Genomic DNA, 15,309 nt, shown 5'->3' on the forward strand with positions numbered 1-15,309 from the left:
AACGTGACCGGTGCCGGGCGGGGCCGGGCGGAGCCGTGCCCGTGCGCCTCGGCGCAGCCGCGACGGAAACCGAGACCGCGGCCGGCGCCGGGTACGCGAAGAGGTACGTCGGCCATGCCGCATCAGTCCGTGGTGAAGTCGGCGTCGATGACGTCGTCGGTACCGGCCTGGGCGGGTCCCTGGGGACCGGCTCCGGGACCGGCTCCCGGCGGCGGCTGTTCGGGACCGGGAGTGGGGCCTTGCCGGCCCTGCCTCGCGGCCATGAGCGCGTGGTGCACCTGCTGGAGTTCGCCGGTGAGAGAGCGGATGCGGTCGAGCGGCGCCTCTTCCTTGACGGCCTGCCTGGCGTCGGCGATCAGCATGTCGGCGCGGGCCTTCTCATGGACGGGCGCTTGGCCCCCGAACTCGGCCAGGGCGCGTTCAACCTGGTAGGCGACCGTGTCGAGCTCGTTCCGGGCATCGATGACCTGGCGGTGGCGAGTGTCCTCGGTGCGGTGCTGCTCGGCGTCGTTGATCATCCGCTGGATTTCGCCCTGGTCGAGGTTGCTGCTCTCGCTGATGGTGATGTGCTGTTCGCGACCGGTCTGCTGATCCTTGGCCGTGACGTTGAGGATGCCGTTGGCGTCGATGTCGTACGTGACCTCGATCTGCGGCGTCCCACGAGGGGCCGGCGGGATCTCGTCGAGGCGGAAGCGGGCGAGTGTACGGTTGTCGGCGGCGCGCTCGCGTTCGCCCTGCAACACGACGACGTCGACGGCCGGCTGGTCGTCCTCGGCGGTGGAGAAGATCTCGGTGCGCCGCGCGGGGATGGTCGTGTTGCGTTCGATGACCTTGGTGGTGACGCCACCGAGGGTCTCGATGCCCAGCGACAGCGGCGTGACGTCCAGCAGGAGGACGTCCTTGATCTCGCCCTTGAGGACGGCCGACTGGATGGCGGCGCCGAGAGCGACGACCTCGTCGGGGTTGACGCTCATGTTGGGGTCCTTGCCGCCGGTGAGGCGCCGGACGAGACTCTGGACGGCGGGCATGCGGGTGGCGCCGCCGACGAGGATGACCTCGTCGATGTCGTCGGCGGTCACCTTGGCGTCGGCCATGGCCTGCTGCACCGGGCCCATGGTGCGTTCGAGCAGGTCGGCGGTGAGCTGCTCGAAGGTGGCGCGGCGCAGAGTGGTGTTGAGGTGCTTCGGGCCGCCGGCGTCGGCGGTGATGAACGGCAGGCTGATCTGCGTCTGGGTCACGCTGGAGAGCTCTACCTTGGCCTTCTCGGCCGCTTCGAACAGCCGTTGCAGGGCCTGCGGGTCCTGGCGGAGGTCGATGCCGGTGTCGCGCTTGAACTCCTCGGCGAGATGGTCGACGATGCGCCGGTCGAAGTCGTTGCCGCCGAGGTGGGTGTCGCCGCTGGTGGCCCGGACCTCGACGATGCCCTCGCCGACGGTGAGGATCGACACGTCGAAGGTGCCGCCCCCGAGGTCGTAGACGAGCACGGCCTCGTTCTCGCGCTTGTCGAGGCCGTAGGCGAGAGCGGCGGCGGTGGGCTCGTTGATGATGCGCAGCACCTCGAGGCCCGCGATGCGCCCGGCGTCCTTGGTGGCATGGCGCTGCGCGTCGTTGAAGTAGGCGGGGACGGTGATGACCGCTTCGTTGACCTTCTCCCCGAGCTGCCTGCCGGCGTCGTCGGCGAGCTTGCGCAGGATCTGCGCGGCGATCTCCTCGGGTGCGTAGAGCTTGCCGTCGATGTCGAACCGGACCGCCCCCTCGGGGCCGGGCACCACGTCGTAGGTCACCGTTTGAACCTCGGATTCGACCTCTTCGTAGCGGCGGCCGATGAACCGTTTGACCGCTGAGATCGTCCGCTTGGGATTCAGGATGGCCTGCCGCTTGGCCAACTGCCCGACGAGACGTTCCCCGGTGTCGGTGAACGCCACCACCGACGGCGTCGTCCGCTGCCCCTCCGCGTTCGGAATGACCTCGGGCTGACCGTTCTCGACCGTCGCGATCACCGAGTTGGTCGTGCCCAGATCGATTCCCACTGCCTTCGCCATCACGATCCCCCGAGCGCGAGTCGAAATCTCATCTCAACTCCATGCTCGGAGGCAGAGGGTGAGAGCGAATCACCCTTTTCGGGCGACACGCGGCAGGGTGGACACCAGGTGGGCGGGGTGCGAACGTGGGAGGGGGCCTTCGAAAACGACGACGTCATCGACGCCGATTTTCACCACGGACTGATGAGTATGAGCGATCAGGATGCGAGGCCGTCCGACTCAGCGGCCACCTCGCCACAGCGGGAACAGAACGCTCCACCCACGGCCGAGGACGAGGACACGGGTGTCGGGCAGGAGTCCGATCTGCAGGCGCGGATCGCGGAACTCGAGGACCTGCGCCTACGGGCGCTCGCCGACCTCGACAACTTCCGTAAACGCGTCGACAGAACGATGGCGCGTGTGGTGGCCGAAGAACGCGCCCAGGGCGCCTCGGAGTGGCTGCCGGTGCTCGACAACCTCGACCGCGCACTCTCGCATGCCGATCCCGATACCGATGATCCCCTCATCCAGGGCATCCGGGCCGTCCGCGATCAGGCCGTCGCCGTTCTCGCCCGGCTGGGCTTCCCTCGCCAGGACCGGGTGGGGGTGCCGTTCGATCCGGTTCATCACGAGGCGGTGAGCACCGTCAACGACCCCGGCAACCCAGAGGGAACGGTGGTCGAGATCGTCCGCCCCGGTTACGGCGACGACCACCGCCAGCTTCGCCCCGCGTCGGTCGTGGTGGCGACCAGGGACGACTGACTTCAGCGAGGCCGGCCGGCCCCGCAGACGAGCCGCGCGGCCGCCCCGGACGCGATGTCCATGTCTCCACCTCCAAGCCTGCGACGGGCTAAACGGCGAAGGGGTAGGTCTCGGGGGCCTCGCCGCGCTCCCACCTGGCGGTCCGCTCGAGGGGTTCGAGGGCTCGTGTCTCGTCGAGGTAGATCACGGCGTCGAACTCGTCGCCCGTACGGGCGTGCAGGTAGTGGCTCTGCCGCTCGGTCTCCGGCCGGTAGACGACTCCAATGGCCCGCTCGAGCCGCGCCGCGCGCAGCGCCTCGGCCGCCGGCGGGGCCAGGTCGAACCACAGGAGGAACTCCTTGCTGCCCACCTGATGGAGCAGCGCTTCCACGCTGTTCGGCAGAGCCGGCCGGACCACCCTGCGATCCGCGGGAGCGTCCCAGTCGTCGGCCGCGGTCACCGTGCCGGTGTAGGTGGTGAGGCCGATGAGGCGGCAGTTCCCGGGGTACCGTTCGCGGACGAGTTGCCCGACGTTGAACTGGCCCATCGCCCCGAACTCGGTCGCCCGCGCGTCGCCGAGGTGGGAGTTGTGCGCCCACACCACGATCTTCGCCGGCTCGCCCCGCAGCCGTCCAAGATGGGCGGCGAGTGCTTCCAGGGTGTCGACCATGTGGGAGTCCCGCATGTTCCAGGACGTCACCCTCCCGCCGAACATCGTCCGGTAGTACCGTTCCGCGGCCTGCACCGTGATGGCGTTCCGCTCCGCGTAGAACAGCTCGTCCTCGGCGAGGATCCCATCCCGTCTCGCATACTCCGGCGCGCGCCGCTGCAGGTCGACCAGTTGGGCGACCACCTCCCGCTCACGCGACTCGCCCGCACCGAACGCCGCCGCGAACGCGTACGACTGACCATCGTCGCCGCCGCCGACATGGTCGAAGCAGGAGTACCGCTCCCGGGCACGTGCCGCGGCCTCGGGGTCGACCCGCTCCAGGTAGGAGACCACCTCCTGCGCGGACCGCCGCAGGCCGTACAGGTCCAACCCGTAGAACCCCGCCTTCCGCGGCTCGTCGCCGACGCGGTCGTTGCGCTCGCGCAGCCAACCGACGAAGTCGAGCACGACACTGTTGCGCCACATCCAGGCCGGGAAGCGCTCGAAGCCGCGCAACGCCTCCTCGGCGGTCACGTCGTCGCTTCGACCGCGAACGTAGCGGTTGACCCGGTAGGCGTCCGGCCAGTCGGCGTCTACGGCCACGCCGCAGAAACCCCGCCTCTCGATCAGCCGCCGCGTCATCTCCGCCCGCGCCGCGTAGAACTCGTGAGTGCCGTGCGACGCCTCGCCGATCAGCACCATCCGCGCGTCTCCGACCAGGCCGAAAAGGGTCTCCTCAGGGGGAACGCCCTCGTCCACGAACGCCGCCGACATCCGGATGACCGCCACCTCCGACGACGGGCCCGCCTTGCCCGCCCCGCCGGTCGGCGCCCTCGCCGCCGCACGGAGCAGATCACGGACCTCCTCATCGGTGGTCTGCGTGAAGTCCCAGTACGACGCGCCGACGGCGAAGAACGGCGACGGGGTCATGGCGCACACCACTTCGTCGACCTCGAGCTCGAGCTCGGCACAGGTCGAACTCGGTGCGGCCGGGACCGCGACCACGATGCGAGCCGGTTCCAGCCGCCGTTGCGCCAGGACGGCGGCTCGCATGCTCGATCCGGTGGCCAGACCGTCGTCGACCAAGATGACCGTCTTGCCGGACACTTCGGGCATGGGGCGGCCCTCGCGGTAGGCCTCCTCCCGGCGCATCAGCTCACGGCTCTCCCGCTCGGCCACCTCGCGGATGGTCTCCGAGGAGATGTCCAAGCCTGCGACGACGTCCTCATTGAGCACGAGGACCCCACCACTGGCGATCGCACCCATGGCGAGCTCTTCACGCCCGGGGACTCCGAGTTTGCGCGCCAGGAACACGTCGAGCGGGGCGTCCAGGGCGGCTGCCACCTCATAGGCCACCGGTATCCCGCCGCGCGGCAACCCCAGTACCACGACGTCATCACGGTCGCGGTAATGCTCCAGGAGACCGGCCAGCCCCCGCCCCGCGTCACGGCGATCCCGAAAAACACGCTCTGACATGCTGTTCACCGCCGACCCTTCTAGAAGGAACATGCATCACATCAGCTGATCGAGCATGCCGTGCAGGTGAGCCGCCGCGACCTCGATGCCGGAGTAGTTCCGCTGTGCGGCGCGTACCTCCGCGGCGATGACGCCGCACCGGTGCACGTTCTCTAAATCCCCATAGGGAAACTTGTATCTGGACTTGCTGTCGATGGCGGTTAACGCAAGGCACCCACGCCGACCTTTAAAAAAGGAATCTACGACCCGCTTTGAACGGCGATTGCCGGTCCGACGTGGATCATGTCCGCAGCCCGACGGCGGACTGGAATGTCACTGGTAGGCCGCACAGGCCAGAAGCCCGTGGGTGCGATCGCTTCCCCTGCCTTTCCAGTTTTCCGGGTCAAGCCTACCCCTCTCCAGGTCGGAGCATCACCCCAGGCCGGCCGCCTTTCATCAGGTGTCGGCGCGCCTGACCGAGTGGCCCAAGCCGCGCCCGTACCGGCCGAAGGTGCCCTTGCCGGCGTGCCACCGTGCCGTCGGACGCTCTCCTCGTCGTCCACCGCCATCTGCCGGATGCCCGGTCAGCCTGCCTGGGAGGTTTCGCGAGGTGCTGTGGTGGGCAGGGCGGCTGCCGAGGGCACTCGTCACTCGTAAGGTCGGCCCTTCGGGGCGGGTGGCCTGGCGAATTCAACGCAACAGGCACGGCCTGGTGGCAGGCGCGGCGCAGTGCCCGCGGCACCGTACGCCGTCCGCCGCGACGGTGTTCGAGCCGAGACGGCGAATCAGAGAACTGAGGTTCCCGGCCTCCCTCGATGTCCCGTGATCATGATCATCTGGGACCCGATCCACCACCGTGCTCCGGCACCGAGGAGGACATGATGAAGGCCGTTGTGTACCACGGACCTCGCGACGTGAGAGTGGATCAGGTGCCTGATCCCAGCATCGAAGCGCCGTCCGACGCCATCGTCAGAATCACGACCACCAATATCTGCGGTTCCGACCTGCACATGTACGAGGGACGGACCAACATGGAGCCGGGCCGGGTGCTGGGGCACGAGAATCTCGGCGAGATCATCGAGACGGGCGACGCGGTCGAGCGTGTGCGCATCGGTGATCGGGTCTGTATGCCTTTCAACATCGGGTGTGGTTACTGCAAGAACTGTGAATGCGGCCGCACCGCGTACTGCCTCACGCACAACCCCGACGGTTTTGGCGCCGCCTACGGGTTCGCCGGCATGGGCCCCTACAACGGCGGACAGGCCGAGTACCTGCGCGTGCCGCACGCCGACTTCAACTGCCTGAGGCTTCCAGAGGGCCGGCAGAAGGAGACCGACTACGTGATGTGCGCGGACATCTTCCCCACCGGCTACCACGCCACCCAGCTCGCCGGCCTGGAGCCCGGTGAATCCGTCGTGATCTACGGCGCCGGACCCGTCGGCCTCATGGCCGCGTACTCAGCGGTCATCAAGGGCGCGGACAAGGTCATGGTCGTCGACCGGCACCCGGACCGGCTCCGGCTGGCCGAGGAGATCGGCGCCATCCCGATCGACGACGCCAAGGCCCCACCCGTCGAGCAGGTCCTCGACATCACCAAGGGCAGGGGCGCCGACCGAGGCTGCGAATGCGTGGGGTATCAGGCACATGACCCCGAAGGCACCGAACACCCCAACATGACCCTGAACAGTCTCGTGCGCTCGGTGCGTTCGACCGGCGTGTTCGGGGTGGTGGGCATCTTCATGCCGGAGGACCCCGGCGCACCCGACGATCTCTCCAAGCACGGCCAGATCGTGTTCGACTACGGCCTGTTCTGGGCCAAGGGGCAGGGCATGGGAACCGGCCAGTGCAACGTCAAGGCCTACAACCGCCACCTACGTGATCTGATCGCCGACGACAAGGCCCGGCCTTCGTTCGTGGTGTCCCACGAGCTGCCGCTCGACGAGGCCCCAGAGGGCTACCGGCATTTCGACGCACGCGATGAAGGGTGGACGAAGGTGGTCCTGCATCCCTGAGGTCCAGGCGCTCATCCGGGCCAGGGAAGACATCTTCAAGTTCGGGCGTTGCCATGTAATCCTGTAATCGGCAGGAGGTGCCATGGTCCCCGAGCCAATCGATTCCCAAGAGCCCCTCGACGCCTACTCGACAGTCGTCTCCACCGTCGCCCGTGAGCTGACCCCACGGGTGGCCGCCGTTCGCATCAGACACCGTGGCCGTGAGGGATCGGGCTCGGCGGTGGCCTTCACCGGCGACGGCTACCTGCTCACCAACGCTCACGTTGTGGGCGGCGCCCGCAGCGGGCAGGTCACCTTCGCCGACGGGACCGCCACTTCGTTCACCGTGGTCGGATCCGATCGGCTGTCGGACCTCGCGCTCGTGCGGGCCGATGGGACCACGCTCGAGCCCGCCACGCTCGGCGACAGCGACACGCTCGTGGTCGGCCAACTCGTCGTCGCGGTCGGCAACCCCCTCGGACTGGCGGGCTCGGTGACGGCCGGCGTGGTCAGCGCCCTCGGCCGGTCCCTGCCCACCCGCGACGGCGACGCCGTACAAATCATCGAGGACATCATCCAGACCGACGCGGCGCTCAATCCCGGCAACTCCGGTGGTGCGCTCGCCGACTCCCGTGGGCGGGTGATCGGCATCAACACCGCGGTGGCGGGAGTGGGACTCGGCTTGGCCGTGCCCATCAACACGACGACGCTCCGCATCATCGGGGCGCTCATGCGCGACGGCCGGGTACGGAGGGCCTACCTGGGGCTGGTCACCAATCCGGTGCCGGTCCCGGCCGGGCTTCGCGAACGGACCGGCCAAGACCAAGCGCTGCGAGTGGCCGAGGTCATGCAGGGCAGCCCCGCCGAACGCGCCGGGGTGCGCCGCGGCGATCTGGTGCTCACCGCGGCGGGCCGGCCGGTGACGGTGGCGCAGAGCCTGCAACGCCTGATGTTCGCAGAGGCGATCGGCAGACCCCTGCAGATCACCGTGCTGCGCAACGGTGCGATGGTCGACGTGATCGCGGAGCCGACAGAGCTCAGCAACCAGGCACGGTGACCTGGCGGCCGCCCGGTCCTATCGCCATTCGCCCTTTCGCGGAGGATAGGGTCCCGCCATGGAGGGTCGTCACGTACGCGGTATCGAGGAACAGGTGCGGGATGCCGTACGCACCGGCGTGCCGGACCTGCGGGTCGGTTCCGTCGCGCACATCGGTGAAGGCGTGGACAATCTCGCCTACGAGGTCAACGGCGAGCTGGTCGTCCGGTTCAGCAAAGAGCCCGACCCTGTACGCAGGGCCGAGCTGATCAGTGCCGAGGCCGAGCTGCTCGCCGCCATTGCGAAGATCTCGACGCTGCCCGTCCCGGAGCCGGTGTTCACCGATCCCGAGCGAGGCTGCTGGGCCTATCCCAAGCTCCCGGGCGTACCGCTGCTGGACCTGCCGCCCGCGCAGCGGCTCGTCCACGGACCGGCGGTCGCCGCCGCGCTCGGTTCCTTGCTGGCCGCTCTGCACGCGGTCCCGATCGAAGAGATGGCGCGGTTCGTCGGGCCGGACGAGGTACCGCCGGCCGAGTGGCGAGACGAGGCCGCCGAGAACTACGCGGCCGTCTTCAGCGAGATCCCGGCCGTACGGCGCACGCACGTGGAGGCGTTTCTCGCCGCCCCACCGCCGCCTGGGGCGGGCGCACTGGTGTTCTCCCACAACGACCTGGGAATCGAGCACGTCCTCGTCGCCCCGGCCACCGGGGCGATCACGGGCGTCATCGACTGGAGCGACGCCGCGCTGGTCGATCCCGCCTACGACTTCGGCCTCATCCACCGCGATCTCGGCCCGGCCGCCCTGGCCGCCGCCCTCAGCGGCTACCCGGTCGGCGACCCTGCGGCGCTTCGCGAGCGCGCGGTCTTCTACGCGCGGTGCACCCTCCTGGAGGACTTCGGCTACGGCCTCCAGACGGGTCTGACCGCCTACACCGCCAAGAGCCTGATGGCGCTGGAGTGGTTGTTCTCCGCATAGCGGGCCTATCACGCCTTCACTTCGTAACCGGCCTCTTCCACGGCGTCCCTCACCAGGGCGTCGTCGACGGGGGCGTCACCGATGACTGTCACCCGGCCGCTGGCCAGGTCCGCGTCCACGCCGGTCACCCCGGTGACCTGCCCGACCTCCCGCTTGACCGAGTCGACGCAGTGCGAGCAGGTCATCCCGGCGACGGTGTAAGTGGCGGTGTAGGTGGCGGAACTCATGATCTGCACTCCTCGCTATTACCCTGGGGGGGTATCGAATATCGCCAATCCTGCCACGCCACCACATAGGACGGCAACCCCTACCCCCTACCCGTTTAATCTCTCGTCGCGCGCATGGCGTACTGCGGCGTCGGGCGTTTTCTCATCAGGTGTCGCGGTGTCCGGGGACGGCTGGATCGGGAGGATGCGATCCAGGCCGGTGAGTTGAAGGAGCCTGGCCACCGGTGGGCTGGGCGCGGCAAGGCGGAGTGGAATGTCACGCAGTGTGGCGCGGCGTTGTGTGCCGATCAGTACGGCCAGCCCGCACGCGTCGCAGAACGACACCCCGGACAGGTCGACGACAAGCCGGCCTGTGCAGTGCTCGCACGTGCGGTAAAGGCCTTCTCGTAGCGCGGGTGCGGTGGCGATGTCGATGACGCCGCTCACCTTGACGACTGTGCAGGCATCCTGCGGTACGACCGACAGGCTCGCCTGTGCGTGATCCCAGCCGATGACCTGTTCGGCGGTGCCGTCGCCTTCCTTGAAGGTCATCACATACCCCCTGACCGGTTTTCGCCCTGTGCCCAGCCTCGCACCTCAAGCCCCCCAACCGTTCAGCAGGTAGGGGGAACTGGACGAGAGGTACCCGGTCCACGGGTGAGTGCGAGGGCGCCCCCGCCATCGACACCGACAATTTTTTGGTCAAGACCTTTCGAGTTGTCGGCGTGAGGAGCAACGTACGATTCGGGCGTCACTGGGAGGCACCACGAAATGCCAGTTGCGCACCGACTCTTCCTGGGTGGGCAATCGGCGTCTCTTCTCGGCGATGGTTTCGCGGTGCTGGCCGTGCCCCTGCTGGTTCTGCGTCTGACCCATGATCCGCTCGCCGCCGGGCTCGCGGCCGCACTGCGGGGGGTCGGGTACCTGCTGGTCGGGCTGCCGACGGGGCCGATCGTCGATCGGCTGAATCCCTGGACGGTGCTGGTCGCGATGGACGTGGTCCGCGCCGGCGTCTTCGTCGCGTTGTCCGTGCTGGCCTGGCTTGGGACGGTCCGGCTGTGGGTCATTCTCGCTCTGGCGTTTCTGGCCGGAGCGGCGACGGTCTTCTTCGATGCCGCGCTCGCCGTTGCGGTCAAGGATCTGTTCCGGAACGAGGGCCTGTTACGGGCCAACTCCGTGCTCGAGACGGCGGCCCAGACGTCCCTGGTGATCGGGCCCGTCATTGTTGGAATGCTCGCCGCCACTCTGGGGATCGCGAGCGCATTGCTGATCAACGCGGCGACCTTCGTCGTCTCGCTGTTGTCGCTGTCAGCGGTTACCCGCCGCGGCGACATGGTGCGGCCACACCGGCCGACCCGTCGTGGCGGCATGATCGGAGGACTCGGTACGGACTTCATGGAAGGACTGCGGTATCTCATCGCTTTCCGGCCGCTCTTGGTCCTCACCGTCATCCAGACCATGCTCAATCTGTGCCTGGCGGCCGACACTCTGATCATTTTCTTCGCCCGCGTCACCTTGGACCTGCCAATGCCACAGGTCAGCGCGGTGGTCGCCGGCGGTGGCATCGGCGGAATCGCAGGGGCGGTCATGGCGACCTGGCTCGCCGCCCGGATCCGGGCACTGCCGCTCATAGCGCTGGGCATCGCGGTCGCCGCCGTATCGCTGCTGGCCATGGGGGTCAGTACGTCGTGGTGGTCACTGCTGGTGGCCAATGGCGTGCAGGTCTGGGCTGTGATCGTGGTCAGTATCGTCAACCGAAGCACCCGCCAGGCCTGGGTTCCCCGCGACCTGCTCGGACGCGTCACCACCACGGGCCGGGCACTGTTCATCACGGCCACCCCGATCGGAACCGTCATCGCCGGAGCCACCACCAGGACGTTCGGCAACGACCCGCGCCCGGCATTCCTCGGAGCCGGCGCACTGATCGCCGTCATCATCGGTGTCGGATGGCTCGCCGCACTTCGCCGCTACGACGCAAGCGATACCCGGCCACAGAAGTCGATCACTTGAAGCGTCTTCTCGAGCTTTCCGCCGCCGGGTCGTGCCGCCGGCGCGGCAGTGCTGGAATCGATCTTGCGGAGGGCACCGCCTTGGCCTGATGGCAACCCCGATCGGGTGGCCTGGTGCAACGTGGCAGGATTGGCGTCATCGCCGTCTCCGCCCATCCCATCCTGATGCCCGCTCGGCCGGTCTTCCGGCTCGCGCGGGCGGTGGTCTTCGCCACGGTCTGCGTGGTCTTGGCCGCCGTCGGCCACATGGCCGCGGGACGGCCGGTGGCGCCAGGTTCGGCCGGGGTAGGTCTGGCGATCGTCGCGGGCGTCACTGTGCTGCTGGCGGGTCAGGAGCGCTCGTTCCCCACCATCGTGGGCGGCCTGCTGGGCGGTCAGTTCGTTCTGCACGCCCTGTTCGCGCAGGCCGGGGGTGGCGGACACCACCATGCCCCGGAGGTCTTGACCCATCCGGGCGGCGGGCGTCCGGCCATGACGCTCGCTCACGTGAGTGCCGCGTTGCTGACCGCGTGGTGGCTGCGCCGCGGCGAGGCCGTCCTGTGGACGCTGGCCCGCCGCATCGCAGCGGCCGTCGTCCGTCCGCTGGCCCTGCCCGGGGCACCGCACCCGGCGTCGCCCCGTCTGTCGGTGCCTCCTGAGGACCCACCGCTTCGCCGGCTGCTCGCTCCGCTGCGGCACGTCGTCATCCTCCGTGGCCCGCCCGCCGAGCTCTCCGCCCCGTACATCTAGCGTCCCTCTCCGCTGAGGAGAGGTGCGTTTCCCTGTCCTCGCTCCTGTGGAGAGTTCTGTATGCGTATGCCTTCACGGCTCGCCTGGTTCGGCATGGCGGTGGTGCTGTTCGGCACCGCGGCCTGTTCCGGCGAGCGGATGCCCAGAGCGGCATCGCCCACCCCGGTCTATTCGGCCACTCGGCTCCCGCCCTCGTTTCAGCTGCCCGACACCCGCCTGACCGCGATGGACGGCCGTCCCTACGACCTGCGCAAGCGCACGGCCGGCATGATCAGCATTCTGTTCTTCGGCTTCACACATTGCCCCGACATCTGCCCGACGACGATGGCCGACGTCTCCGGGGCGATGAAGCTGCTCACTCCCGCCGAGCGCGCCAAGGTGCGGGTGGTGTTCATCAGCGCGGATCCGGCGCGCGACACCCCCAAGGCGCTGAAGACCTTTCTCGGCAACTTCGACGCCTCGTTCGTCGGGCTCACCGGGCCGCTCAAGGCGGTCCACAAGGCGGCCGCGGACGTCAAGGTCTCGCTCAGCAGTCCTCCGGCTGATCCGACGGGCGACTACGTCGTCTCGCACGGCAGCCAGTTGCTCACCTTCGGGCCGGACGGCGGCGGCCGGCTGCTGTTCTCCTACGGTGCCGGCGCCGGGCCCATCGCCCGTGACCTGAAGACCCTCATCCAGAAGGAACACCTCGCGTGAACGGCCTCAAGCTCGGTGCCTTCGCACTCCTCTCGGCTCTCACCATGGCCGGTTTCACCGGTTGCTCGGATGACTCCCCCTCCACCGCCAAGACCGCCGTACGGTCTCCGGCCCCTGCCGGGCCGGGAGCCCGGACCGGCGTGTCGGTGACCGGCGCCGAGATCCGGGTACCGACCACCCCCGACGTGACGGCCGGCTATCTCACGATCACCAACACCGGCCCCGCGGACACGCTGACCGGGGTGTCGACCTCCGCAGCGGCCGTGGTCGAGATGCACCGCATGGTGATGAACGGCAACTCCATGACCATGAAGGCCATGGAGAACGTCGAGGTGCCCGCCAACAGCACGGTGAGGTTCGCCAAGGGCGAGATGCATCTCATGCTGATGAAGCCCAAGGCCCTCAAAGTCGGCCAGGAGGCAGGGCTCACCCTGCACTTCACCACCGCGGGCGACATCACCGTACCCGCCAAGATCGTCCCCGTGACGGGCGCGGCCCCATGACCTTGGGGGGCACGGCCTCGGCCGGCCGGCGATCGCGGAGGATCCCGACCAGCAGCGGCGGCAGGAGCGCGCACTGGGCGGCCACCGCGATCCAGAAGAGGGCTGCGTGTCCGGACTGCTCGCCCACCCGGTATCCCTGGCCTCCGACGATGCCGCTGATGAAGGCCCCGATCCCGGCCGCGAGCCGTTGCCGGCCGAACACCACGGCGGGTGGGCGCGGCGATCGGCCGAGCGCTTCGAGGTCGTTCTTGAGGAAGAGCACGATCTCGCCGAGGCTGATCAGCAGGGCTCCGGCCAAGATCGCGGGCCGGTTGCCGATGGCCAAGACCGCCATGCCTGCGCCCATCGCCGTGAATCCGAACCGCATCGCGCGGGAGTAGCGGAGCCCGGCGATCCAGTCCGACAGGACCGGCTGCATGAAGACAACGACGAGTGCGTAGATCGTGAGGACGAATCCGTAGTAGGCCGCCGAGGTCCGCGGTATGGCGTAGACCGCGAGGTAGTGCTGGAAGAACATGAACACGTACACGCTCAGCACGGTGACCGCGAACGGCAGGGCCGCGGCCCCAGCCGGCATCCGCTTCCGGCGGGGGGCCGGCGCGGCGCCGGCGTTGTCCTCGGGCCGGTCCGGGGCCTCGGCGGGGAGGATGGCGTGTCCGATGGTGACCGCCGCGAACAGCGCGGTGACCGCCGCGAACAAGCCCATGGAGGCGTTCAGGACGAAGGGGGCCGCCGCGAGAGGGCCCAGCGCGATCCCCGCGTTCAGCGCGGAGGTACTCGCCGACAGCAGCATCGGCCGCTGTGTCTCAGCGGTCCGGTGCACCAGGTAGGCCTTGTTGGCGGGCAGGTAGAGGGCCGCGCCGCAGGAGACCAGGAACAGGGCGATGACCGCGGCCACCGGCCAGCGCAGGCCGGGCAGGAAGGCCGCGAAGCCCACGGTGCGGATCATCAGGGCCACCAGCATGGTGCGCTGCAGCCCGATCCGCTCGGCGACGGCCGCGCCCACCACCCCGCCGGAGAACTGCACCAGCGAGGCGACCGCGAGCACCACACCGACGGTGCCGAGTCCCATGCCGAGCCGTTCGTGCAAGAGCACCGACATGAAGGGCAGCACCGCGAAGCTGCCCAGCGGGATGAGAAACGAGCTGACCAGCAGAAACCGTTGTGGACCGGTCAGCGCTCCAAGGCCGGACCGCAGCCGGCCCGCGCGCAGCGGCACGAGCCGGCCGAGAATCCGCCGGGACATCATCGCCTGCTGCCGGCCGAGACGACCGGCCGCCCGATGCCCACCCGGGTCATCGTCCGATCGACCGCAGGTACTTCCCGAGCGTCTCGGCGGCCTTGATGTTGCGGGGTCCGCTGACGGCGTCTCCGTAGGACAACACGAGGTAGTGCTCATTCTTGATCGCCGGGGCGGACTTCAGCTGCGGCAGGGACTCCAGGTAGGAGATCTTGTCCTTGACGGGCTGGTCGGCGTAGTCGATGATCACGATGACTTCGGGCTTGGCCTTGACCACGGGCTCCCATCCCACCGAGGTCCAGCCCTTGTCGAGGTCGCCGAAGACATTGGTCCCGCCGGCGACCGCGATGATGTCGGTGGGCGAGGCGTGCCGACCGGCGGTGTAGGGCTGGTCGGTACCGGAGTCGTACACGAAGACCTTGGCGGGGTCGCCCTGCGCGGGCCAGGTCTTCTTGACCGCGGCGACGCGGTTCTTGAGGTCGGTGATGACCTGCTCGGCCCGCGCCTGGACGCCGAAGATCTTGCCGAGGTTGTCCAGGTCGGTGTACAGGGCCTCCAGTGGAGGCACGTCGACGCTCTTGTCACCCTTTTCGAAGCAGGTTTCGGTCTGCAGGTAGCTGGAGACGCCGATCTGGCGGAGCAGGGCGGGTGTGATGCCGCGTTCTTCGCTGAAGCCGAAGTTCCATCCGGCCAGGACCCAGTCGGCCTTGGCCGCGATGACGATCTCTCGGGTGATCCGTTCGGTGCCGAGCCGCCGCACCTTGGTGTAGTCGTCTCGCCAGGGCGAGCCGGCGATGGAGGGGTCAGCCAGTTTGTTCATGACGTAGCCGCGCATCCGGGGGGCAAGTCCGAGGGAGAACATCTTCTCGGCGCCGCTGACGTCATAGGCCACCGGTCGCTGCGGGGTGGTGTAGGTGACGTCGGTGCCGCAGTTGGTGATGGTGACCGAGGCGGGCGCCTTGGCCGAGGGCTCCACCGAAGCGCCACAACCGATGGTCAACAGCCCGGTGGCCAGGACGCCGGCGACCAGGCGAGGTGAACGCGAGAAAGCGGCCAT

General features: G+C 68.6%; 14 protein-coding genes. 8 read left to right on the forward strand and 6 right to left on the reverse strand.

Annotated elements, in window-relative coordinates:
- Positions 1-122: 122 nt before the first annotated feature.
- Positions 123-2,042 carry a molecular chaperone DnaK gene (gene dnaK / locus HKK74_RS13155; RefSeq protein ID WP_187243461.1) on the reverse strand — a complete coding sequence of 640 codons (1,920 nt, stop codon included), beginning with the start codon at positions 2,040-2,042 and terminating at the stop codon, positions 123-125.
- 189 nt (positions 2,043-2,231) lie between these two features.
- On the opposite strand from dnaK, the gene HKK74_RS13160 reads away from it, so the two are divergent.
- Positions 2,232-2,783, forward strand: coding sequence for a nucleotide exchange factor GrpE (locus HKK74_RS13160; RefSeq protein WP_187243462.1), 552 nt, complete (start codon positions 2,232-2,234; stop codon positions 2,781-2,783).
- 88 nt (positions 2,784-2,871) lie between these two features.
- Here HKK74_RS13160 and HKK74_RS13165 read toward each other — a convergent pair whose 3' ends face one another.
- Positions 2,872-4,887, reverse strand: coding sequence for an erythromycin esterase family protein (locus HKK74_RS13165; protein ID WP_187243463.1), 2,016 nt, complete (start codon positions 4,885-4,887; stop codon positions 2,872-2,874).
- An 860-nt stretch (positions 4,888-5,747) separates the two neighbouring features.
- Between HKK74_RS13165 and HKK74_RS13170 the strand changes: the two genes are divergently transcribed.
- The 3 genes from HKK74_RS13170 (at position 5,748) to HKK74_RS13180 (ending at position 8,869) form a co-directional block, all read left to right on the forward strand.
- Complete coding sequence (locus HKK74_RS13170; protein WP_187243464.1) at positions 5,748-6,878, forward strand: glutathione-independent formaldehyde dehydrogenase; 1,131 nt, start codon at positions 5,748-5,750, stop codon at positions 6,876-6,878.
- An 82-nt stretch (positions 6,879-6,960) separates the two neighbouring features.
- Entirely contained in the window at positions 6,961-7,914 is a 954-nt protein-coding gene (locus tag HKK74_RS13175; protein WP_187243465.1) for a S1C family serine protease, read from the forward strand.
- A gap of 58 nt (positions 7,915-7,972) precedes the next feature.
- Positions 7,973-8,869, forward strand: a complete 897-nt coding sequence (locus tag HKK74_RS13180; RefSeq protein WP_187243466.1) for a phosphotransferase family protein — start codon at positions 7,973-7,975, stop codon at positions 8,867-8,869.
- Between the two features lie 8 nt (positions 8,870-8,877).
- On the opposite strand, the gene HKK74_RS13185 is transcribed toward HKK74_RS13180, so the two are convergent.
- Positions 8,878-9,096 (reverse strand): heavy-metal-associated domain-containing protein, encoded by a 219-nt coding sequence (locus tag HKK74_RS13185; protein WP_187243467.1) that lies wholly within the window; start codon positions 9,094-9,096, stop codon positions 8,878-8,880.
- 87 nt (positions 9,097-9,183) lie between these two features.
- Positions 9,184-9,627 carry an STAS domain-containing protein gene (locus HKK74_RS13190; protein ID WP_187243468.1) on the reverse strand — a complete coding sequence of 148 codons (444 nt, stop codon included), beginning with the start codon at positions 9,625-9,627 and terminating at the stop codon, positions 9,184-9,186.
- Positions 9,628-9,846: 219 nt separating this feature from the next.
- On the opposite strand from HKK74_RS13190, the gene HKK74_RS13195 reads away from it, so the two are divergent.
- The 4 genes from HKK74_RS13195 (at position 9,847) to HKK74_RS13210 (ending at position 13,012) form a co-directional block, all read left to right on the forward strand.
- Positions 9,847-11,085: an MFS transporter gene (locus tag HKK74_RS13195; RefSeq protein ID WP_281397755.1), complete on the forward strand. Its 1,239-nt coding sequence runs from the start codon at positions 9,847-9,849 to the stop codon at positions 11,083-11,085.
- A gap of 164 nt (positions 11,086-11,249) precedes the next feature.
- Positions 11,250-11,813, forward strand: a complete 564-nt coding sequence (locus HKK74_RS13200) for an MFS transporter (protein WP_187243470.1) — start codon at positions 11,250-11,252, stop codon at positions 11,811-11,813.
- 60 nt (positions 11,814-11,873) lie between these two features.
- Positions 11,874-12,509: an SCO family protein gene (locus tag HKK74_RS13205; RefSeq protein ID WP_187243471.1), complete on the forward strand. Its 636-nt coding sequence runs from the start codon at positions 11,874-11,876 to the stop codon at positions 12,507-12,509.
- On the forward strand, positions 12,506-13,012 hold the full coding sequence (locus tag HKK74_RS13210; protein ID WP_187243472.1) for a copper chaperone PCu(A)C: 507 nt from the start codon (positions 12,506-12,508) through the stop codon (positions 13,010-13,012). The genes HKK74_RS13205 and HKK74_RS13210 overlap by 4 nt, the downstream gene beginning before the upstream one ends.
- On the opposite strand, the gene HKK74_RS13215 is transcribed toward HKK74_RS13210, so the two are convergent.
- Together HKK74_RS13215 and HKK74_RS13220 are read right to left on the reverse strand one after the other, a co-directional pair.
- Complete coding sequence (locus HKK74_RS13215) at positions 12,966-14,258, reverse strand: MFS transporter (RefSeq protein WP_187243567.1); 1,293 nt, start codon at positions 14,256-14,258, stop codon at positions 12,966-12,968. The two genes, HKK74_RS13210 and HKK74_RS13215, sit on opposite strands and share 47 nt — an antisense overlap.
- Before the next feature lie 49 nt (positions 14,259-14,307).
- Complete coding sequence (locus HKK74_RS13220; RefSeq protein WP_187243473.1) at positions 14,308-15,309, reverse strand: ABC transporter substrate-binding protein; 1,002 nt, start codon at positions 15,307-15,309, stop codon at positions 14,308-14,310.

Source organism: Actinomadura alba (genome assembly GCF_014323705.1).
In the GTDB taxonomy this organism is placed as follows: domain Bacteria; phylum Actinomycetota; class Actinomycetes; order Streptosporangiales; family Streptosporangiaceae; genus Actinomadura_C; species Actinomadura_C alba.

What these genes read in the sequence shown, in the direction of transcription:
- HKK74_RS13220 (WP_187243473.1), bottom strand. Translation starts at nt 15,309, where the DNA reads ATGGCCGCTTTCTCGCGTTCACCTCGCCTGGTCGCCGGCGTCCTGGCC.
- dnaK (WP_187243461.1), bottom strand. Translation starts at nt 2,042, where the DNA reads ATGGCGAAGGCAGTGGGAATCGATCTGGGCACGACCAACTCGGTGATC.
- HKK74_RS13185 (WP_187243467.1), bottom strand. Translation starts at nt 9,096, where the DNA reads ATGAGTTCCGCCACCTACACCGCCACTTACACCGTCGCCGGGATGACC.
- HKK74_RS13165 (WP_187243463.1), bottom strand. Translation starts at nt 4,887, where the DNA reads ATGTCAGAGCGTGTTTTTCGGGATCGCCGTGACGCGGGGCGGGGGCTG.
- HKK74_RS13200 (WP_187243470.1), top strand. Translation starts at nt 11,250, where the DNA reads ATGCCCGCTCGGCCGGTCTTCCGGCTCGCGCGGGCGGTGGTCTTCGCC.
- HKK74_RS13205 (WP_187243471.1), top strand. Translation starts at nt 11,874, where the DNA reads ATGCGTATGCCTTCACGGCTCGCCTGGTTCGGCATGGCGGTGGTGCTG.
- HKK74_RS13175 (WP_187243465.1), top strand. Translation starts at nt 6,961, where the DNA reads ATGGTCCCCGAGCCAATCGATTCCCAAGAGCCCCTCGACGCCTACTCG.
- HKK74_RS13215 (WP_187243567.1), bottom strand. Translation starts at nt 14,258, where the DNA reads ATGTCCCGGCGGATTCTCGGCCGGCTCGTGCCGCTGCGCGCGGGCCGG.
- HKK74_RS13195 (WP_281397755.1), top strand. Translation starts at nt 9,847, where the DNA reads ATGCCAGTTGCGCACCGACTCTTCCTGGGTGGGCAATCGGCGTCTCTT.
- HKK74_RS13180 (WP_187243466.1), top strand. Translation starts at nt 7,973, where the DNA reads ATGGAGGGTCGTCACGTACGCGGTATCGAGGAACAGGTGCGGGATGCC.
- HKK74_RS13170 (WP_187243464.1), top strand. Translation starts at nt 5,748, where the DNA reads ATGAAGGCCGTTGTGTACCACGGACCTCGCGACGTGAGAGTGGATCAG.
- HKK74_RS13190 (WP_187243468.1), bottom strand. Translation starts at nt 9,627, where the DNA reads ATGACCTTCAAGGAAGGCGACGGCACCGCCGAACAGGTCATCGGCTGG.
- HKK74_RS13160 (WP_187243462.1), top strand. Translation starts at nt 2,232, where the DNA reads ATGAGCGATCAGGATGCGAGGCCGTCCGACTCAGCGGCCACCTCGCCA.